Annotated in this window: 18 protein-coding genes; 12 read left to right on the forward strand and 6 right to left on the reverse strand. The window is 62.2% G+C overall.

The window, feature by feature from the left end:
• Position 1: 1 nt before the first annotated feature.
• Genes B5M07_RS03250 through B5M07_RS03260 form a run of 3 tightly spaced genes read right to left on the reverse strand, consistent with a single transcriptional unit; the run spans position 2 to position 2,097 of the window.
• Positions 2-937, reverse strand: coding sequence for a DMT family transporter (locus tag B5M07_RS03250; RefSeq protein WP_120350196.1), 936 nt, complete (start codon positions 935-937; stop codon positions 2-4).
• Positions 934-1,521 carry a TetR/AcrR family transcriptional regulator gene (locus B5M07_RS03255; protein WP_120350197.1) on the reverse strand — a complete coding sequence of 196 codons (588 nt, stop codon included), beginning with the start codon at positions 1,519-1,521 and terminating at the stop codon, positions 934-936. Before B5M07_RS03255 ends, B5M07_RS03250 begins: the two co-directional genes overlap by 4 nt.
• Before the next feature lie 36 nt (positions 1,522-1,557).
• Positions 1,558-2,097 carry a TetR/AcrR family transcriptional regulator gene (locus B5M07_RS03260; protein WP_120350198.1) on the reverse strand — a complete coding sequence of 180 codons (540 nt, stop codon included), beginning with the start codon at positions 2,095-2,097 and terminating at the stop codon, positions 1,558-1,560.
• A gap of 73 nt (positions 2,098-2,170) precedes the next feature.
• Between B5M07_RS03260 and B5M07_RS03265 the strand changes: the two genes are divergently transcribed.
• The 12 genes from B5M07_RS03265 to B5M07_RS03320 all read left to right on the forward strand — a co-directional run bounded on the left by B5M07_RS03265 (position 2,171) and on the right by B5M07_RS03320 (position 16,591).
• Positions 2,171-3,241 (forward strand): alcohol dehydrogenase family protein, encoded by a 1,071-nt coding sequence (locus B5M07_RS03265; protein WP_120350199.1) that lies wholly within the window; start codon positions 2,171-2,173, stop codon positions 3,239-3,241.
• A gap of 199 nt (positions 3,242-3,440) precedes the next feature.
• Complete coding sequence (locus tag B5M07_RS03270) at positions 3,441-4,568, forward strand: ROK family transcriptional regulator (RefSeq protein ID WP_120352140.1); 1,128 nt, start codon at positions 3,441-3,443, stop codon at positions 4,566-4,568.
• Between the two features lie 3 nt (positions 4,569-4,571).
• Positions 4,572-5,498, forward strand: coding sequence for a carbohydrate kinase family protein (locus B5M07_RS03275; RefSeq protein WP_120350200.1), 927 nt, complete (start codon positions 4,572-4,574; stop codon positions 5,496-5,498).
• A gap of 149 nt (positions 5,499-5,647) precedes the next feature.
• Positions 5,648-7,111, forward strand: coding sequence for a glucose-6-phosphate dehydrogenase (zwf, locus tag B5M07_RS03280; protein ID WP_120350201.1), 1,464 nt, complete (start codon positions 5,648-5,650; stop codon positions 7,109-7,111).
• The gene (gene edd, locus B5M07_RS03285; protein WP_120350202.1) at positions 7,108-8,916 is read left to right on the forward strand and encodes a phosphogluconate dehydratase; all 1,809 of its coding nucleotides are present in this window, start codon (positions 7,108-7,110) and stop codon (positions 8,914-8,916) included. The genes zwf and edd overlap by 4 nt, the downstream gene beginning before the upstream one ends.
• 3 nt (positions 8,917-8,919) lie before the next feature.
• Positions 8,920-9,573, forward strand: coding sequence for a bifunctional 4-hydroxy-2-oxoglutarate aldolase/2-dehydro-3-deoxy-phosphogluconate aldolase (gene eda, locus B5M07_RS03290; protein ID WP_120350203.1), 654 nt, complete (start codon positions 8,920-8,922; stop codon positions 9,571-9,573).
• Between the two features lie 140 nt (positions 9,574-9,713).
• Positions 9,714-10,745, forward strand: a complete 1,032-nt coding sequence (locus tag B5M07_RS03295) for a LacI family DNA-binding transcriptional regulator (RefSeq protein WP_120350204.1) — start codon at positions 9,714-9,716, stop codon at positions 10,743-10,745.
• A gap of 115 nt (positions 10,746-10,860) precedes the next feature.
• Positions 10,861-12,165 carry an ABC transporter substrate-binding protein gene (locus B5M07_RS03300; protein ID WP_120350205.1) on the forward strand — a complete coding sequence of 435 codons (1,305 nt, stop codon included), beginning with the start codon at positions 10,861-10,863 and terminating at the stop codon, positions 12,163-12,165.
• 118 nt (positions 12,166-12,283) lie between these two features.
• Positions 12,284-13,150 (forward strand): carbohydrate ABC transporter permease, encoded by an 867-nt coding sequence (locus B5M07_RS03305; RefSeq protein WP_120350206.1) that lies wholly within the window; start codon positions 12,284-12,286, stop codon positions 13,148-13,150.
• 12 nt (positions 13,151-13,162) lie between these two features.
• On the forward strand, positions 13,163-13,993 hold the full coding sequence (locus B5M07_RS03310) for a carbohydrate ABC transporter permease (protein ID WP_067625898.1): 831 nt from the start codon (positions 13,163-13,165) through the stop codon (positions 13,991-13,993).
• A gap of 15 nt (positions 13,994-14,008) precedes the next feature.
• On the forward strand, positions 14,009-15,013 hold the full coding sequence (locus B5M07_RS03315; protein ID WP_120350207.1) for an ABC transporter ATP-binding protein: 1,005 nt from the start codon (positions 14,009-14,011) through the stop codon (positions 15,011-15,013).
• 72 nt (positions 15,014-15,085) lie between these two features.
• On the forward strand, positions 15,086-16,591 hold the full coding sequence (locus B5M07_RS03320; protein ID WP_120350208.1) for a mannitol dehydrogenase family protein: 1,506 nt from the start codon (positions 15,086-15,088) through the stop codon (positions 16,589-16,591).
• A gap of 3 nt (positions 16,592-16,594) precedes the next feature.
• Here B5M07_RS03320 and arsJ read toward each other — a convergent pair whose 3' ends face one another.
• The 3 genes from arsJ to B5M07_RS03335 are packed head-to-tail and all read right to left on the reverse strand — an operon-like array spanning position 16,595 to position 19,691.
• Positions 16,595-17,857: an organoarsenical effux MFS transporter ArsJ gene (gene arsJ / locus B5M07_RS03325; protein WP_120350209.1), complete on the reverse strand. Its 1,263-nt coding sequence runs from the start codon at positions 17,855-17,857 to the stop codon at positions 16,595-16,597.
• Positions 17,854-18,852 carry an ArsJ-associated glyceraldehyde-3-phosphate dehydrogenase gene (locus tag B5M07_RS03330; RefSeq protein WP_067939467.1) on the reverse strand — a complete coding sequence of 333 codons (999 nt, stop codon included), beginning with the start codon at positions 18,850-18,852 and terminating at the stop codon, positions 17,854-17,856. Before B5M07_RS03330 ends, arsJ begins: the two co-directional genes overlap by 4 nt.
• Positions 18,849-19,691 (reverse strand): arsenate reductase/protein-tyrosine-phosphatase family protein, encoded by an 843-nt coding sequence (locus B5M07_RS03335; protein ID WP_120350210.1) that lies wholly within the window; start codon positions 19,689-19,691, stop codon positions 18,849-18,851. Before B5M07_RS03335 ends, B5M07_RS03330 begins: the two co-directional genes overlap by 4 nt.
• Positions 19,692-20,089: the final 398 nt, after the last annotated feature.

Consider the following 20,089-nt stretch of genomic DNA (forward strand, 5'->3'; position numbering starts at 1 on the left):
GTCAAGCGACACCCGGCGGCAGCGCAGCCACGCCGCGGCGCAGCCGTGATGGCAAGGGCAGGGTGATGATGGCAAGACAGCCAATCACCAGCGCCACGCCGATCCAGCCAAGCGGGGGGAGGCGTTCGCCCACGATGACCACGGCGAGCACCGCGGCGACGACCGGCTCGAACAGGGTGATCACGGTGGCCATGCTTGCCTCCACCCGGGCAAGGCCGTAGCCGAAGGCGATATAGCCCAAAAACATCGGCACAGCGGCCATATAAAGCCCCACGGCGGCGTTGTTCCATGACGCCAGAAAAGCCCCACCCGAGATCAGCAGCACCGGCATCAGCAGCAGCCCACCCAGCCCGAAGGTCGCTCCCATGGCCACGGTAGAGCCGGTGCCTTGCAGCATCATCTTGCGCGCGCTCCACGAATAAAGCGCGTAGGTGAAGCCCCCGATCAGGCCCAGCAAGACGCCCAAGGGAACCGATGGCGCGCGCAGCGTTTCCCCATGGGCGGCGTTTTCGGCCAAGCAGATCAGCCCCATGCCGATCAGCCCCACCGCCGCGCCAAGGGACCAGCGCAGGGTCAGGCGGCGGCGATCCAGAAGGTACTCGATCAGCGCCGAGAGCAGCGGCGCAGAGCCGATGGTGATGACCGTGCCCACCGTCACCCCCGCCAGCCGCATCGCGCCGTAAAAGGCCAGCGGATAGACCGCCACCGCCACTGCGCCGATGACCAGCAGGCGGCGCTGCTGCCAGAGCCGCGTACGTTGGTTCAGGATGCCCCGCCCGGCCCAAAGGGCCTGCGCGATCCCGCCCAGACCCATGGCCGCAGCACCAATGGCGGCGGCGCTCACGTCGGGGGCAAAGGTGGCGGCGGCGCCGGTGGTGCCCCAGACGACGGCTGCGAAAAGGATGGCGATCACGCCCCAGCGGTGGCCCTGTATCACGTAAGCGTCCTTAGCATATCTTCGGCCATCGCGCGCGCCGTGCGCACCCGGCGGCTGTCACCTTCAAGCCCGGCGCGGGCCATCGCGCCTTCCAACAGAAACGCAAGATGCGCGGCGGTGGCGGCGGCGCGGTCCGGGGCCTCGGGCAATAATTCGGCAAGGTGCTGGGCCAAGATGCGCTCCACCTCCTCTTTGTGCTGGCGCACCGCGTCGCGCCCGGCATCGCCTGCATCAAGCTCTGCCGCCGCGTTCAATAGGCCACATCCCCGAAAGCCGCGCTCATAGGCGCATTCTGCATGATCCTGATAGGCGTCGAAGACGGCCAAGACCCGCGCCTGAGGTGTCTGTGCGGCAGCGGCCCGCGCGGCGTAAAGCGCAAGCCACTCCGCGTGCCGCGCCTCTAGGTATTGGCTCACCAGATCGGCTTTGGAGGAAAAGTTGTTGTAGAGGCTTTTCTTGGCCACGCCCGCACGGGCGACGATGGCGTCGATCCCCGTGGCACTGATGCCGTGGTTGTAAAACAGCTCCTGCGCGGCCTGCATCAGCCGATCATGGGCGGGGCGTTGTCTGGGGGCCTTTGGCATGATCTCTCCTGCGGGTAGGTAGACCGGTATACCTAATCACACCCCCGCGCAAGCCTCTGGATGACGCGAAAGCGCCTGCGCCAAACGCTGCGCGGCGGTCACGGCCTCTGTTCCCCAAAGCGGCCAAGTCTGCGTGAGCCCTTCGATGATGAGCAATAAAGCCGTCTCGGCCCCCGCCAGATTGGTGGCCGCGGCGGCCTTGGCCGCGACCTCGGCCTTGTGCCGCGTTAGCAGGGCGCGCAGGCTGTCGCTGCCGGGGTCGGCGGCGACGGCGGCATGGAACAGGCAGCCGTGAGAGGTTTCCGTTTCCATCCACTGCCCGACACGCGCCAAGATCGCCTCCAGCGCGTCGGCGGGTGCCTGCGGTAGATCATCGAAGACCAGCGCGAGGTACCGCTGCTGGCGATTTTCCAATGCCGCCAGCACCATTTCAGCGCGGGAAGGGGTGTATTTGTAGAGGGTGCGCAGGCTTACCCCCGCCGCATCGCGCAGGTCTTCGACGCTGGGTTCGGCGAAGCCGCGGGCGGCAAAGGCACGCTCAAGCCCGGCGGCGATTTTGCTTTGGGTATCTGTCATGCTTGACGATGTAGAGGGAGCCCTCTACCTACGCAAGTAGAGTAATCATTCTACACTCGAAGGAGCCGAAGCGATGACCCTACCAGAGACGATGAAAGCCATGCGGCTGACCGGCCACGGCGGCTTGGACAAACTGGAGTGGCGCGAAGACGTTGCGGTGCCAAAGCCCGCAGCCGGAGAGGTTTTGGTCCGCGTCGGCGCGGCGGCGGTGAACAACACGGATGTAAACACGCGCACGGGCTGGTATTCCAAAGCGGTGCGAGGCGATACCGGGTCGGCGGCGAGCGAGGGCTACGACGGCGCGTCGGACGCCGATGGCGGCTGGTCCGGCGCCTTGAGCTTTCCGCGCATCCAAGGCGCCGATTGCTGCGGAGAGATCGTGGCCGTGGGTGAGGGGATCGATGAGGGGCGGATTGGCGAGCGAGTTCTGATCCGGCCCATGTATAGCCCTGCGGGGGCGGGGCCGGATGATCTGGTCACCTTCGGATCGGAACGGGATGGCGGTTTTGCTGAATATGGCACCGCCGAGGCCAGCAATGCGCTGCGGATCGACAGCGCACTCACGGACCTCGAACTCGCTTCTTTTCCCTGCGCCTTTTCGACTGCCGAAGGGATGATCCAGCGCGCGGCATTGGGGGCGGAGCGTGTGTTGATCACCGGCGCCTCTGGCGGCGTCGGCTCGGCTGCGGTGCAACTGGCCAAACGGCGCGGGGCGCATGTGACGGCGGTGACCAGCCCCGGCAAGATGGAGGCGCTGAAGACGCTCGGCGCGGATGAGGCGCTCGACCGGGATGCGGCGCTGCCGGAGGATGCCTTTGATGTGGTGCTCGACCTTGTTGGCGGGGCGCGTTGGCCCAAGCTGCTTGATGCGCTGGTGCCGCGCGGGCGCTATGTGACCTCGGGTGCGATTGCCGGGCCGATCGTCGAGTTGGACCTGCGCACGCTCTACCTCAAAGATCTGACCCTCATGGGGAGCACGCGGCAGGAACCGAGCGTTTTTGCCGATCTGGTGGGGTATATCGAACGCGGAGAAATCCGGCCTGTCGTTGCGGAAAGTTATGCGCTGCGAGACCTTAAGCAGGCGCAGGAAGCCTTTCTTGACAAATCCCACATGGGAAAGATCGGCATCACGGTGGCCGGTTGAACGCGAAAATGGGCCGCTTGCCAGAGGGGCAGGCGGCTCTTTGCTGTTAATAAGTAAATTAGATTGATTTAATCGTTGACTCACCCCCTCCCATTTGGGATTTGTCCTTCGAGACGCCGCATGAACCGGAGGGGAGGCCAGTTTGCAGCAGCTACAGACATTCGCCGACCGGACCGCGCGCGGCTCGAACCAGAGCGGGATGCGGGCCTATAATGAACGGCTCGTCCTGTCGCTTATCCGGCGCAGCGGCCCTACGTCCAAGGCTGAGATTGCCCGGCTCACCGGTCTGTCGGCGCAGACTGTATCCGTCATTATGCGCGCCCTCGAAGCGGATGGACTGCTGAAAAAAGGCGCGCGGGTGCGGGGCCGGGTGGGGCAGCCTTCGGTGCCGATCAGCCTAAACGCGGAGGGGGCCTTCTTTCTGGGGCTAAAGGTTGGCAGGCGCAGTGTCGCGTTGATCCTGACCGACTTCGAAGGCCAAGTGACGCGCCGCAGCAGCGAGGTCTATGCCCATCCCACCCCCGCTGCGGTCATGGAATTTGCGCGGCGCGCTTTGCAGGACACGCTCGCCTCTTTGACCGCTGACCAGCAGGCGCGGGTGGCGGGACTGGGGGTCGCCCTGCCGTTTGGCATGTGGGAATGGGAGGTTGCGGGCGGCGATCTGAGCGCGTGGCAGGACTTTGATATCGAAGCCGCTTTGGCGGAGGTGCTCGATCTACCGATCTCCATTTGCAATGACACTTCTGCCGCTTGCGGGGCCGAACTGGTTTTTGGTGCGCAGAACAAGCCGCGCGATTTTCTGTATTTCTACATCGGCTATTTCGTGGGTGGTGGGCTGGTGCTGGATAGCAAACTCTACACCGGCAAAAGCGGCAATGCGGGGGCGCTCGGCTCCATGCCGCTGGTCGGGGGCGTGCCTCGGCAATTGGTCGATGTGGCATCTTTGGCGGTCTTGGAGGCGGCGTTGCAGGAGGCCGGAGAGACTCGCCGCGCCCCGTGGAGCGATCTGGCGGCTTGGGAACTTTCCGCCGGCATTCTGGACCCATGGCTCGACAGCACTGCCGAGGCGCTGGCGCAGGCGGTCCGCGCCGCAACATGCTTGATCGATTTTGACACGGTGATGATCGATGGATCATTTCCTGAGACAATTCGCGCGGATCTGGTGGCGCGCACCCGCCGCCATCTTGCCGCCCAGCCCCTGCCGGGCTTCACCCTTCCGGCCCTGCGCGAAGGGACCGTCGGCAGCGACGCCCGCGCGCTTGGCGCGGCAAGCCTGCCGCTTTCGGACCGTTTCCTCGTCGACCGCGACGCATTTTTGAAAGGCTGACAGATGATCCTTTGCTGCGGAGAAGCCCTGGTCGATATGATCCCAACCCCAACCACCGCAGGCCCCGACGGCTTTGTGCCCCATGCGGGCGGAGCGGTCTTTAATACGGCCATCGCCTTGGGGCGGCTCGGGGCGCAGGTGGGGATGCTCTCGGGCCTGTCGTCTGACATGTTCGGGCGGCAGTTGGTCGATGGGCTGAAGGCCAGCCATGTGGATGTCTCGCATCTGGTGGTGTCCGACCGTCCGACGACGCTGGCCTTTGTTCGGCTGGTCGGTGGCCATGCGACCTATGATTTCTATGACGAAAACTCGGCCGGGCGCATGATCACGCCGGGGGATATGCCCGCGCTCTCGGCTGAAGTCTCGGCGCTGTATTTCGGCGGGATCAGCTTGGCTTGCGAGCCGGGCGCGGATGCCTATGCAGATCTGCTGGCGCGAAACGCCGAAGGCCGTGCGGTGATGATCGACCCCAACATCCGCCCCGGTTTCATCAAGGATATCGAGCGGTACCGCCAAAGGCTCGACCGGATGCTGGCGCTGTCGGACATCGTGAAGGTATCGGATGAGGATCTGAACTGGATCAACCCGGCGCCCCTGTCGCTGCGCGATAAGGTGGCCGAGTTGTTGGACAAGGGGCCGTCGGTTGTCATCCTGACCCGTGGGGGCGAGGGGGCAATGGGCTATCTCGCCAATGGTGAGGAGGTGCAAGTGCCTGCCGTGAAAGCCGAAATCGTCGATACGGTGGGGGCGGGCGATACCTTCAACGCAGGCGTTTTGGCAAAGATGTCTGAGCTGGGTCAGCTCCATAAATCCGCGCTCGCCACCCTTTCGCCCGAAGTGTTGACCGAGGCGCTGGCCTATGGCGCGCGCGTCGCCGCCGTGACCGTTTCGCGCGCCGGAGCGAACGCGCCTTGGGTAGAGGAAATATGAAATGTTGAAGAACCGCCTATCTTTTTCGCTCAGATATGTTAGCGCTACCAGTGGCCGCCCTGAGGAGGGCGCAGGAGGGATGGCGATGGCTTTGAGCAATCGAAAACATGGTGCCGCCGCGCATCAACGCAGGCAGGAGGGCTGACCCCATGGTATCGCGCGTAATTCCGGTTGACCCTTTCGACCTCGTCATTTTCGGCGCGACCGGCGACCTTGCCCGGCGCAAGATCCTGCCCGGTCTATTCCACCGTTTCACCGTCGGCCAGATGCCCGAAGGCGCACGGATCGTCGGCGCGGCCCGCTCCGAGCTTGATGCTGATGCCTTTCGCAAGATGATCCGCGACAGCCTGCTGGAGTTCGCCCCCAAGCTCGCGCAAGAAAGCGCCGCCTTGGAGCGGTTCCTTGGCATGGTACATTACGTGCGCGTGGATGCCTCGGGCGATGCGGGCTGGGCGGATCTCAAAGACCTGATGCGCGACGATGTCGTGCGGGCTTTCTACCTCTCGGTCTCGCCGTCGCTGTTCGGGACGATCGGCGGCAAGCTGCATGACCATGGCATCGCCACATCCGACAGCCGCATCGTTGTCGAAAAGCCCTTTGGTCATGATCTGGAAACCGCGCAGGCGCTGAACGCCGACCTGCGGGCCAATTTCGACGAGAGCCAGATTTACCGCATCGACCATTACCTCGGCAAAGAGACGGTGCAGAACCTTATGGCGCTGCGTTTCGCCAATGCCCTGTGGGAGCCGTTGTGGAATTCCACCCATATCGACCATGTGCAGATCACCGTTTCCGAGAGCCTCGGCGTTGAAGGGCGGGGGGAGTATTACGATAAATCCGGTGCCATGCGCGACATGGTGCAAAACCACCTGATGCAGCTTTTGTGTCTGACGGCGATGGAGCCGCCCTCGCGTTTTGACCCCAACGCGGTGCGTGATGAGAAGGTGAAGGTGATTGAGGCGTTGGAGCCGGTCGTCCAGAAGGACATCGCCCGCGGCCAATACCGCGCCGCGCAGGGCGAGGGCAGCTATCGCGATCATGCGGGCGACCCCGACAGCCGCACCGAAAGCTTCATCGCCATGAAAGTCAAAATTGCCAATTGGCGGTGGGCGGGCACGCCGTTTTACCTGCGCACGGGCAAGAAACTGCGCGGGCGCAGTTCCGAGATCGCAGTGATCTTCCGCGACCCGCCGCATATGATCTTCCCGGCGATGGAGGGCCATAAAGGCAACGCCCTGATCATCCGCCTGCAGCCTGACGAAGGCATCACCCTGCGCAACACCATCAAAGACCCCGGCCCCGGTGGCATGCGTCTGGCCGAAGTGTCGCTGGATATGACCTTTGCCGATGCTTTGGGCGAACAGGCCACCCCGCAAGACGCCTATGAGCGGCTAATCATGGACGTGATCCGCGGCGATCAGACGTTGTTCATGCGCGGGGACGAGGTCGAAGCCGCTTGGGCTTGGGCCGATCCGATCATTCACGGCTGGGAAGAGACCCGGCAACCCCCGTACCCCTATGACCCCGGCAGCTCAGGCCCCGAAGAGGCGCTGATGCTGATGCACCGCGACGGCCGCCGCTGGCGCGAGATCACACGAAAGGACGACCAATGACCCTGCATTCCACGATTGACCGCGTCACCGACCGTATCATCGCCCGCAGTGAGGCGACCCGGCGCCCCTACCTCGACCGAATGGAAGCCGCCCGCGCCAAGGGACCGGCCCGCGCGCATCTGTCCTGTAGCGGACAGGCCCATGCCTATGCCGCGTCTGGCGAAGACAAGGATCGGCTGGCGACCACCAGCGCAGGCAACCTCGGGATCGTGACCACCTACAACGACATGCTCTCGGCGCATCAGCCGTTTGAGCGTTACCCTGATTTGATCCGCGACGCGGTACGTTCCGCAGGCGGCACCGCGCAGGTAGCGGGCGGTGTGCCTGCGATGTGCGACGGGGTGACCCAAGGCGAGGCGGGGATGGAACTGTCGCTGTTTTCGCGCGATGTGATTGCCCTGGCGGCGTCGGTGGCACTCAGCCACAACACCTTTGACGCGGCGGTTTTCCTTGGGGTCTGCGACAAGATCGTGCCGGGGCTGGTGATCGCGGCGCAGGCGTTCGGGCATCTGCCAGCCGTCTTCCTGCCCGCCGGGCCGATGGAAAGCGGGCTGTCGAATGACGAAAAGGCCAAGGTGCGCCAGCAGTTTGCCGCGGGCGAAGTCGGGCGCGATGCGCTGATGGCCGCCGAGATGGCCGCCTATCACGGGCCGGGCACCTGCACCTTTTACGGCACCGCCAACACCAACCAGATGTTGATGGAGTTCATGGGTCTGCACCTGCCGGGCGCAAGCTTTGTGCCACCGAACGGATTGCTGCGCGATGCGCTGACCCAAGAGGGCGCGAAACGGGCGCTGGCGCTGAGCGCTCTGGGCAATGACTACACGCCCGTGGCTTCGGTTCTGGACGAGAAGGCATTTGTAAACGGGATTGTCGGGCTCAACGCCACGGGCGGGTCGACCAATCTGCTGATCCACCTCATCGCCATGGCGCGGGCCGGGGGGATCATTTTGGATTGGGAGGATTTCTCGGACATCTCCGACATCACGCCGCTGCTGGCGCGGGTCTATCCCAACGGTCTGGCCGATGTGAACCATTTCCACGCGGCGGGGGGGCTTGGCTATATGATCGGTGAATTGCTGAAATCCGGTCATCTGCACCCCGACACCCATACCGTCGCCGGGCAGGGGTTGGAGCATTACACCTCCGAGCCAAAGCTAAAGGCCGATGGCCTGGTTTGGGAGAAGGGCGCGGGCGAAAGCCTGAACGAGAAGATCCTTCGCCCCGCCAGCGATCCTTTCCAGCCCACTGGCGGGTTGCGGCGCATGGCCGGATCGCTTGGCACCGCTTGCATGAAAGTCTCTGCCGTGGCGCCCGAACACCACATCATCGAAGCCCCGGCGCGGGTCTTTGCGGATCAGAATGAGGTGAAGGCAGCGTTTAAAGCGGGCGAGCTGACCGACGACGTGATCGTTGTCGTCCGTTTCCAAGGGCCAAAGGCCAACGGTATGCCCGAGTTGCACAGCCTGACGCCGCTTCTGTCGATTCTTCAGGGGCGCGGTCAGAAGGTCGCGCTGGTCACCGATGGCCGCATGTCGGGCGCGTCGGGCAAGGTGCCCGCAGCGATCCACGTCAGCCCCGAGGCGGTCGACGGCGGCCCCATCGCGCGGGTGCAGAATGGTGATATGCTGCGGGTTGACGCAGTTGCAGGGACGCTTGACGTGCTGGCCGAAGGGTTCGATGACCGTCCCAATGTCACCGCTGATCTTTCTGCTTACCATGCCGGGACGGGGCGCGAGTTGTTCGCTATGTTCCGCGACACAGTCGGTTCTGCTACCACCGGCGCAACCATTTTTGGAGGCTGATCCATGACCCTTACTGCAAAAGACGCCAGCCGTCGCACCCGCGAAATCTGTGCGCTTGCCCTGATCGTGCCTGTGCTGGTGATCGAAGATGTCGCCGACGCCCGGCCCTTGGCCGAAGCACTGATCGCTGGAGGGCTGCCTGCGTTGGAAGTGACCCTGCGCACGCCTGCCGCACTCGACGCGATTGCGGCCATGGCCGAAGTCACGGGCGGCCATGTGGGGGCGGGAACGCTGATCACCCCCGAAGACGTGCGCGCGGCGAAACGGGCGGGGGCGACCTTTGGCGTCTCACCGGGTGCCACAGATGCGCTGATCGCCGCCTGCGAGGAAGAAGACCTGCCACTGCTGGCCGGTGCCGCCACGGCGAGCGAGGCGATGCGGCTGTTGGAACGTGGCTATGACATGCTGAAATTCTTCCCCGCCGAAGCCTCTGGCGGGGCGCCTGCGGTCAAAGCCATCGGCGCACCGCTGCCGCAGATCACCTTCTGCCCGACTGGCGGCGTCAGCCCGGGCAATGTGGAAAGCTACCTGAGCCTGCCCAATGTGCTTTGCGCGGGCGGCAGTTGGGTGGCCCCGAAGAAACTGATCGACGCGCAGGATTGGGCAGGGATCGAAGCGCTGGCACGTGCAGCAGCGCAATCAGGAAAGGCGGGCTAATCCCCTAAAGACTGGTGGCAGTTTGGCTTTGGCGACGGCCATGGAAAGCCTGCCGTCAACAGACCCTTGCTGGCTGGCCGAACTTATCTCTATATTGACTTTAGTTTACGCGCGCAGCGTTTCGTCAAGGGAGGGTTAAAATGGGCCAGCAAAAGATCCGCAATATGGAGGAATTTGCCGCAATAAGTGGCATTTCCCGGCCCACGCTGTCGAAATACTTTAACGATCCCGACAGCGTGCGCCGTTCTACCCGAGAGCGGATCGAGACGGCGCTGAGCCAGCATGATTATCGCCCCAACGTCTATGCCGTGAACCAGAACCGCCGCAAAACCCGCAACATCGGCGTTGTCGTGCCCAACCTCTCCGACCCGTTCTTTTCCGAGATTGGCCGCGAGGTGGAACTGGCCTGTCTGGCGGCAGGGTATAGTCCGATCTTGCTCAGCTCGCACGGCAACCCGGCGCAAGAGCGGGCCAATCTCGACTCGCTTAGGGCGCTGAAACCTGCGGGCGTGCTTTTGGCGCCCTTCGGCAAAGCCTCGGACCGGGAGGCGATCGCGCGCTTTTGCCGGGATGTGCCCGTCGTGACCTTTGACGCCAATGTCGAAGGGGTCTGTGAGGCTTTCGTGGGTACCGACAATTTTCAAAGCGTGGAGTTGATTGTCGAATATCTGTGCCGCAGCGGAGAGCCGCCCTGCTTTTTCGAAATGAAGACACCCAGCAACCCGAACGCCAACAAGCGCCGCCTAGCCTATCTTGAGGCGATGGAGCGGCATGGCTTTGCCCCGCATATCCATCAGGTGCCGGGCGAGGGGTGGAACTTTGAAGAGATCGGCGCGACCGAGGGCGGGCGGCTGATTTCGGCAGGGGCGTTTGAGACCGATACGGTGCTCTGTTCGAATGACCGTCTGGCCATCGGGATGCTGTCAGCGGCCTATGAATTGGGGCTGCGGGTGGGCCATGGCAAGGACTGCGCCATGCGGATCGCGGGGCAGGATGACCACCCGTTCTCGCGCTACACCTGTCCGCCGCTGACCACCATCGCGCAGGATTATGGCGCCATCGCGAATCGTGCGGCCAGCACCCTGTTCCGCATTATCGAAAGCGAAACGCGGCTGGCTGAGCGCGAAGAGACGTTATTTGAGGGCAAACTTGTGATGCGGGCCTCTGCGTAACCCCTTGAGTTCGCAAGTTGCCTGAAAAATAATTAACGCGCGTAAAATTTAAGTTGACGGCGCGTTATGTGGATCGCTAGTCTTGCTTCATCATCTATAGAGGGAGGAACTATCGATGTTCTCGAATAAATCATTGCAAGCCGCGACAGCCATGTCCCTGATCATGGGCGGCGGCGCTTTTGCTGAGACGATCACCATCGCCACCGTGAACAACGGCGACATGATCCGCATGCAAGGCTACACCGACAAATTTACCGAAGAGACCGGCCACGAAGTGGAGTGGGTCACGTTGGAAGAAAACGTGCTGCGCCAGCGCGTCACCACCGACATCTCGACCAAGGGCGGCTCTTTCGACATCATGACCATCGGCATGTATGAAACGCCGATCTGGGGTGCGAACGGCTGGCTGGTGCCGCTGGACAATCTCAGCGAAGACTATGACGCAGACGATATCCTGCCCGCCATGGCCGGTGGTTTGAGCCACGAAGGCACGCTTTACGCGGCACCTTTCTATGGCGAAAGCTCCATGATCATGTACCGCACGGATCTGATGGAAAAAGCCGGCATGGAAATGCCGAAAGACCCGACTTGGGAGTTCATCCGCGAAGCCGCGGCTGCCATGACCGACCGTGAAAACGACATCAACGGCATCTGCCTGCGCGGCAAAGCCGGTTGGGGCGAGGGCGGCGCGCTGATCACGGCGATGTCCAACTCCTTCGGCGCACGCTGGTTCGACGAAGACTGGAACGCCCAGTTCGACACTGAAGCTTGGGCCAACACGATCAACTTCTACAAAGACCTGATGGATGAGAGCGGCCCAGCGGGCTATGCCTCCAACGGCTTCAACGAGAACCTCTCGCTGTTCCAGCAGGGCAAATGCGGCATGTGGATCGACGCCACCGTGGCGGCGTCCTTCGTGACCAATGCCGATGATTCCACCGTGGCCGACAAGGTTGGTTTTGCGCTGGCACCGGACACAGGCCTTGGCAAACGCTCCAACTGGCTCTGGGCATGGGCGCTGGCGATCCCGGCGGGCACTCAGAAAGAAGATGCCGCGAAAGAGTTCATCGAATGGGCCACCTCGAAAGACTACATCGAGCTGGTTGCCGAGAACGAAGGTTGGGCCAACGTTCCTCCCGGCGCGCGCAAGTCGCTCTATGAGAACCCCGAGTATCAGAAAGTGCCCTTCGCACAGATGACACTGGACTCGATCCTGTCAGCTGATCCTGAGAACTCCACCGTCGATCCGACGCCTTATGTCGGTGTTCAGTTCGCCGCGATCCCAGAGTTTGCAGGCATCGCGACCGACGTGAGCCAAGAGTTCTCTGCCGCCTATGCCGGTCAACAGACCGTCGAAGAGGCACTTGAGAAGGCACAGGACCTGACCAACGACGCAATGGAAGCTGCCGGCTACCGCTAAGCCGCTGCTTCTCCGGCACAAAGGGCGGCGAACACCGCCGCCCTTTTCCGCCCCACCACCTGATATGATACCCTTCACCTAAACGCGGCATCCGCCGCCTGCAGAGGAGATGTGCCCGATGGCTACCCAACATTCCCGATCAGCGGCACGCCTGATGATGGCCCCTGCGGTGGTCTTGCTCCTTGGATGGATGCTCATCCCGCTGACCATGACGCTCTATTTTTCCTTCAAGAAATACCTGCCGATGCGCGGCGGTGATCTGGGCTGGGTGGGGTTTGACAACTACGTGCGTTTCGTCACCTCGAGCGCCTTCTGGCCCTCGGTGATGACCACGCTGATTATCGTCGGCGGTGTGCTGGCGATCACGGTAGGCTTGGGCATCTTGCTCGCCATCCTGTTGAACCAGCCGATGTGGGGGCAGGGCTTTGTCCGCATCCTCGTCATCGCGCCCTTCTTTGTTATGCCCACCGTTTCGGCGCTGGTGTGGAAGAACATGTTCATGGACCCGAACTACGGGCTTTTCGCCTACCTTTGGGAATTCTTCGGGGCGACCCCGGTGCAATGGATGAGCCAAGCCTCGCTGACCTCGATCATTATCATCGTGTCATGGCAGTGGCTGCCCTTTGCGACGCTGATCCTGCTCACCGCGATCCAATCGCTTGACCGCGAGCAGCTTGACGCTGCTGAGATGGACGGCGCCCCCGCCACCAAACGTTTCGCCTATATCACCCTGCCGCACCTGGGCCGCGCGATCACCGTGGTGATCTTGATCCAGACGATCTTTCTGCTGTCGATCTTTGCGGAGATTTTCGTGACCACGGGTGGTGCCTTTGGGACCAAAACACTGACCTATCTCATCTTCCAGCGGGTGCTGGAAAGCCAGAACATCGGCCTCGGATCGGCAGGCGGTGTCTATGCAATCATTCTCGCCAATATCGTTGCCATCTTCCTGATGCGCATCGTCGGCAAGAACCTGGACGCCTGAGGAGGAGACATCATGGCACGCGCAGTCACCAGACAACGCAAGATCGTCAACACGGCCCTCGCATGGGGTATCGGTTTCCTGATCTTCTTCCCCATCCTTTGGACCATCCTCACCAGCTTCAAGACCGAAGCACAGGCCATCGCCGATCCGCCGATCTTCCTCGGCTTTGATTGGACGCTGGCCAATTACGAGGCGGTTCTGGAACGCTCGAACTACGGGCGCTTCTTGTGGAACTCGATTATCATCGCCGGGGGCTCGACCGTTCTTGGCATCTTGATTGCGGTGCCCGCCGCATGGTCGATGGCCTTTGTGCCCGGCAAGCGGACCAAAGACATCCTGCTCTGGATGCTCTCGACCAAGATGCTGCCCGCGGTCGGTGTGCTCTACCCGATCTACCTGCTCTGCATCCAGTTCGGTGTGCTCGACAGCAAGATCGCTTTGGTCATCATCTTGATGCTCATCAACCTGCCGATCATCGTCTGGATGCTCTACACCTACTTCCGCGAGATCCCTGGCGAGATCTTGGAAGCGGCACGGATGGATGGGGCAAGCCTGCGTGAAGAGGTGCTTTACGTCCTCACGCCCATGGCGATCCCCGGCATTGCCTCCACGCTGCTCTTGAACTTCATCCTCGCATGGAACGAAGCCTTCTGGACGCTCAACCTCACCGCGGCCAAAGCGGCACCGCTCACAGCCTTCATCGCGAGCTATTCCAGCCCCGAAGGTCTTTTCTACGCGAAACTCAGCGCGGCCTCGACCATGGCCATCGCGCCAATCCTCATCCTCGGCTGGTTCAGCCAGAAGCAGCTTGTCAGCGGCCTGACATTCGGCGCAGTCAAGTAAGTAAGGGACAGTCACATGGGACAAATCAAACTCAATCAGGTTTCCAAAAGCTTCGGCGATGTGGAAGTCATTCCGCCCCTTGATCTGACCATCGAAGACGGCGAATTCACCGTCTTCGTCGGCCCCTCGGGCTGCGGGAAATCTACACTGCTGCGGCTGATTGCGGGGTTGGAGGATATCACCTCGGGCCATATCGACATCGACGGCACGGATGCGACCCATGTGCCGCCCGCGAAACGCGGTCTGGCGATGGTGTTCCAATCCTACGCGCTTTACCCGCATATGTCGGTGCGCAAGAACATCGCCTTTCCGATGAAGATGGCCGGGCTGCCTGCGGATGAACAAAACCGTCGGATCGAAGCGGCTGCCAAAGCGCTGAACTTGACTGACTACCTTGACCGTCGTCCGGGCCAACTGTCAGGCGGTCAGCGCCAGCGTGTGGCCATTGGCCGTGCCATTGTGCGGGAGCCTTCGGCGTTCCTTTTCGATGAGCCGCTGTCGAACCTCGATGCCGCGCTACGGGTGGGGATGCGTCTGGAAATCAGCGAGCTTCACAAGCGGCTGGCCACGACGATGATCTACGTCACCCACGATCAGGTCGAAGCGATGACCATGGCCGACAAGATCGTCGTCCTGCGCGCGGGCTATATCGAACAGGTCGGCACCCCGCTTGAGCTTTACTATAAGCCGCGCAACGAATTCGTCGCGGGTTTCATCGGCTCGCCCAAAATGAACCTCATCAAAGGTGCCGAAGCCGAAGCGCGCGGCGCGCCGACCATCGGCATCCGGCCCGAGCATTTTGACGTCTCCACCACCGAGGGCGCTTGGGAAGGCACCATCGGTGTGGCCGAGCATCTGGGCTCTGACACCTTCTTGCACATCCACGGTGTCGCGGGCTGTGACCCGATGACCGTGCGTGTGGATGGGGAGTTGTCGGTCAAACATGGCGACCGGATTTTCCTCACCCCGCAGGCGGACAAGCTGCACCGGTTCGATGCGCAGGGCCTTCGGGTCGAGTGATGCAAGCGACAGGAACGACAGGCCGACCCCCGCACCCTCTCCCCGGTGCGCGGCCCTACAAGGATGTGGATCATGGATAAACTGGTAGACCTCTCGAACGCGACGCTGGGCGATCTTGATATCGCGCGGCCCACCTATGACCGCAGCGCCCTGACCCCCGGCATCGTGCATATCGGCGTCGGCAATTTTCACCGCGCGCATCAGGCGTGGTATCTGCACCGTTTGATGCAGAACGGCCAAGCGCATGACTGGGCGATCCTCGGCGCGGGCGTGCGCCCCTATGATGCGGCGATGCGCGAGAAGCTCTTGGCGCAGGACTGTCTGACGACGCTGATCGAACTCGACCCCGCGCAGACCTCGGCCGAGGTTGTGGGCTCCATGATCGACTACCTCCCGATCGAGGAAGGCAACGGCGCTCTGATCCGCGCCATGGCCGATCCGGCCATTCGCATCGTCGGGCTGACGGTCACGGAAAGCGGCTATTACATCGACCCCGTCAGCAAGGGCTTTGACGCGGGCCACGCCGATATCGTCCATGACGCGGCGAACCCTGACACCCCGCGCACCGGCTTTGGGGCCATCGTCGCGGCCCTGCGGCTGCGCCGCGATGCGGGGCAGGGGCCGTTCACGGGGCTCAGCTGTGACAACCTGCAAGGCAATGGCGATATCCTGCGCCAAGCGGTCGTTTCGCTGGCGCGGATGTCCGACCCGGCGCTGGCCGATTGGATCGAAGCGAACGGCAGTTTCCCCAACTCTATGGTCGATTGCATCGCCCCGGCCACCGGCCCCGCCGAGATCGCGCAGGCGCGAGAGTTTGGCGTGAACGATGCGGCACCCGTCACGCATGAAGCCTTTCGCCAATGGGTGATCGAAGACGACTTCTGCGCAGGCCGCCCCAACTGGGATCAGGTGGGGGCCACCTTCTCGGACGATGTCCACGCCTATGAAAAGATGAAGATCCGCATCCTCAATGCGGGCCATCAGGTTTTGGCGAACGTCGGTGAAGTGCTGGGGATCGAGACGATTTCGGCCACCATGGCGCATCCGGCGATCCGCGCGATGTTCCACCGCGTACAGGCCGAAGAGATCACCCAGACGGTAGCCCCGGTGCCCGGGATGACGCCGCTGGCATACCTCGATCTGATCGAACAGCGGTTCTCGAACCCGCGTATCGTCGACACCACGCGCCGCGTCGCATTTGATGGCTCTGCACGGCACACCGGTTTTGTCCTGCCGATCTTGCGGGATCAACTGGCGGCGGGGCGCTCAGTCTCTGGCTTGGCCTTGGTCGAAGCTCTCTGGGCGCGGATGTGTGCAGGCACGCGCGAAAACGGCAGCGAGATCGTGGCGAATGATCCGATCTGGGACGATCTGCAATTCGTGGCGCAGGCCGCGCGGGAACGGCCCGAAGCGTGGCTAGAGCAAGACCGCCTTTACGGTGATCTGGCGCAGGTCGACGCCTTCCGTGATGCCTTTGTCGCTTGGCTCACGCTGATCTGGGACGAGGGCGCCGTCGCGGCGATGACCGCCTATACGCAGGACGGTCAAAGCAACGGTCGCGCCAGCAAAGCAGGCTAACGGTCAGCCTTGGTCGGGTTTCAAGAACCCGACCAGCAGCGCCGACAGGGCCACCATGATCGCCGCCGCCCCCAGCATCAGGGGCAGCCCACCAATTTGATAGCTCAGCCCCGACATCAATGTGCCCAACAGCCGCCCGGCGGCATTGGCCATGTAGTAAAACCCCACATCCATCGTCACCCGCTCGGCCTTTGTGAAGGACAAGATGAGGTAGGAGTGCAGGGAAGAGTTCACCGCAAAGACCGCGCCAAAGGTCAAGAGGCCGATCACAAGCGTCACGGTGAGCCATGTCTGCGGTCCGTCGCTGAGCAGCGCGGCGAGTGTCAGCGCCGCAGGCACGGCGGCCAATGCCCACGCCCAGCCCTTCGCGGCTAGGATCAACTCACCTGCAGGGCGAGATTTTGCCCGCAGCAAGCGCGGCGCATAGATCTGCACCAAGCCATAAAGGATCACCCAGACCGCCATGAATGTGCCGATCATGAAGAACGCCGCGCGGTTGCTTTCCTCCGTGCCGTCCGAGAGGACCGCGTAGAAATAGATCGGGATGCCCACCACGAACCACACATCCCGCGCGCCGAACAGAAACACCCGTGCCGCGCTCAGCCAATTCACGTTGGGGGATTTGGAGAAGACTTCGGAGAACTTCGCGCCCCTGCGGCCCTTCGGCAGGCCGGGCGGCATGGCGGTCAGGACGGCGATCAGGATCAGCGCAAGGATCGCGGCCATGCCCAGCACCGCCCAGACAAAGCCGAGCGTGGCCAGCAACGCCGCGCCGAGCAGAAAGCCCAGACCCTTGACCATGTTCTTGGAGCCCGTCAGCAGCGCGACCCAGCGAAAAAGCCCGCCATCCTCAACCGGCGCCAGCAGCTTCACGGCGGATTTCGACGACATCTTGGCCAAATCCTTGGCCACCCCGCTTGCACCCTGAACCAGCATGACGAACACCACCGAGGCACCAACCGCCCAAGACGGATCAAGCTGCGCCAGCGCCAGCAGCGCCACGATCTGCAAGCCCAGCCCCGCATAAAGCGTCGAGGCCAGCCCAAACCGCGCCGCGATCCAACCCGCGCAGAGGTTGGTGACAACCCCCGCGATCTCATAAAGCACAAAGAGATAGGCCAGTTGCACGGGCGAAAAGCCAAGCCGGTGAAAGTGCAACAGCACCAACATGCGCAACGCGCCATCGGTCAGCATAAAGGCCCAATAGGCCGCCGTGACTGCGATATAGGCCGATAGCCCCTCGGGGCGGGTCGCGCTCTGGCTCACAGACTTGCCCCGACCATCAGCGCTACGTCAACCAAACGGTGCGCGTAGCCCATCTCATTGTCGTACCAAGCGTAGATTTTTACCTGCGTGCCATTCACCACCATGGTGGAGGGCGCGTCGATGATGCTTGAGCGAGTGTCGTTTGTGTAGTCTGCCGAGACGAGCGGGCGCTCCTCATAGCCTAGGATATCTTTCAATTCCCCTTCAGCGGCGGCTTTGAACAGGGCGTTCACCTCTTCCACGGTCGTTTCGCGCTCTACCTCAAACACGCAATCGGTCAGCGAAGCGTTCAGCAGTGGCACCCGCACCGCGTGGCCGTTCAAGCGGCCTTTGAGTTCGGGGTAGATCAACGTGATCGCCGTGGCGCTGCCGGTGGTCGTCGGAATTAGCGAGTTCAGGGCCGAGCGTGCGCGGCGCAGATCTTTGGCAGGGCGGTCAACGATGGTTTGCGTGTTGGTTACATCGTGGATCGTGGTGATGGAGCCGTGTTTGATCTTCATCGCCTCATGGATCACCTTCACCACCGGGGCGAGGCAGTTGGTCGTGCAGCTTGCCGCCGTGACGATCCGGTGCCGGGCAGGGTCATAGACATCATCGTTGACGCCATAGACGATATTGGCCGCGTCACCGTCTTTTACAGGGGCCGAGATCACCACCTTCTTCACCCCCGCCTCGAAATAGGGGGCGAGTTTGGCGTCGGTTTTGAAGACCCCGGTGCAATCGATCACCACATCCACCCCGTCGAGCGGCAGCGCGCTGAGGTCGCGGGTGCCGATAAAGGGCAGGCGGGTGCCGTTGATGCTCACGCTGTCGGCGTCATGCGCGAAATCAGCCTGCCAGCGCCCGTGCACCGTGTCGAACTCCAACAGATGTGCGTGCATCTCCGGGTCGCCCACCGCGTCGTTGATCCATGCGATCTCCGCCCCCTGATCCAGCAGGGGTTTCAAGGCGAGCTTGCCGATGCGGCCAAGGCCATTGATGGCATAGACGGTCATGCGGAGAATCCTTCTTTGTCGGTTTGGCCCGCGTCATCGAGCGCTTTTTGCAGCGAAATACGGTCGAGCGAGGTCAGTGGCAGGCTGGTAAAGCCCAACATTCGGTTGCGCAGCGTGCCATAGGCTTGCTGAAAGGCGAGGCTCTTTTCCGCGTCGGAGCCTTCGACCTTGACCGGATCGGGCAGGCCCCAATGGGCGGTGATCGGCTGACCGGGCCATGTGGGGCATTCTTCGTTAGCCGCTTGATTGCAAACGGTAAAAACGAAATCAAAGCCGGGCGCGTCTTCGCTCTGAAACTCGGATATATGTTTCGACCGAAGCTGCGTCACGTCATGGTCCTTCTGCTTGAGCACCTCTACCGCGAAGGGGTTCAATGCGGATTGTGGCCGCGTGCCTGCGGAGTAGACGTTGAAACGGTCCCCCGCGAGGTCACGCAGGATGCTTTCGGCAAAGATCGACCGGGCGGAGTTGCCGGTGCAGATGAACAGGACGTTGAACTTGTCGTCGGTCATGGGAGCGTTTCCATCTGAAGAGGTGAGGGGGAGGCAAATCTCTGGCCGTCCGCGGCAGCAGTCGTTCAGCAGGTAGCCGATGGTGTCACGGGCGGCCGCAAGATCGATCGCATAGCGCAGCGAGGTGCCTTGCCGTTCTTGGGTCACCAGCCCGGCCTGCATCAGCGCGCCGATATAGCTCGAGAGGGTGTTGGGCTTGAGACCAAGCGCTTGCGCCAGTTCGGTCGCTGGCACCCGGTCCGGGTAGCGGCGCATCAGCAGCCGAAAAAGCGCGAGACGCTGCGGATGGCCGAGGGTGGCAAGGCGGTTGGGAATTATTTGTTCCATAATTCGTGAATTACAGAACTAGATGTCAGATTGCCAGTGAAAATTTTGTAACAGCGCAATCTTGCAGGCGTATGAAAACGATGCTTCGCTTTGACGATTCACTCGCGACTATAAATTTTACTAGGTTTACAGGCGCACTCAGGCTCAATCAGTCAAGAACTGCCAGAAATTTAATCAAACTATAACAAATGCTTGAGGATCGATCGCGGGAATCTTGTTATCGGAGTTTGCGGCTGCGCTGAATGATAGCCAAACAAGAGATGCGCGCTCAGGTTGACGCGATCTTTTGACAGGGCCTGCCATTTGGCTCTGTTCCGGCCCCTGCTTCGGGACGCCGCGCCCTTGTCCGCTGAGTTGGACGTTTTTGTTGTTGTAGGGGGCGCATAGGTTTTCGGGCA

Origin of the sequence: Sulfitobacter sp. D7 (genome assembly GCF_003611275.1) — a bacterium.
Taxonomy (GTDB): Bacteria; Pseudomonadota; Alphaproteobacteria; order Rhodobacterales; family Rhodobacteraceae; genus Sulfitobacter; species Sulfitobacter profundi.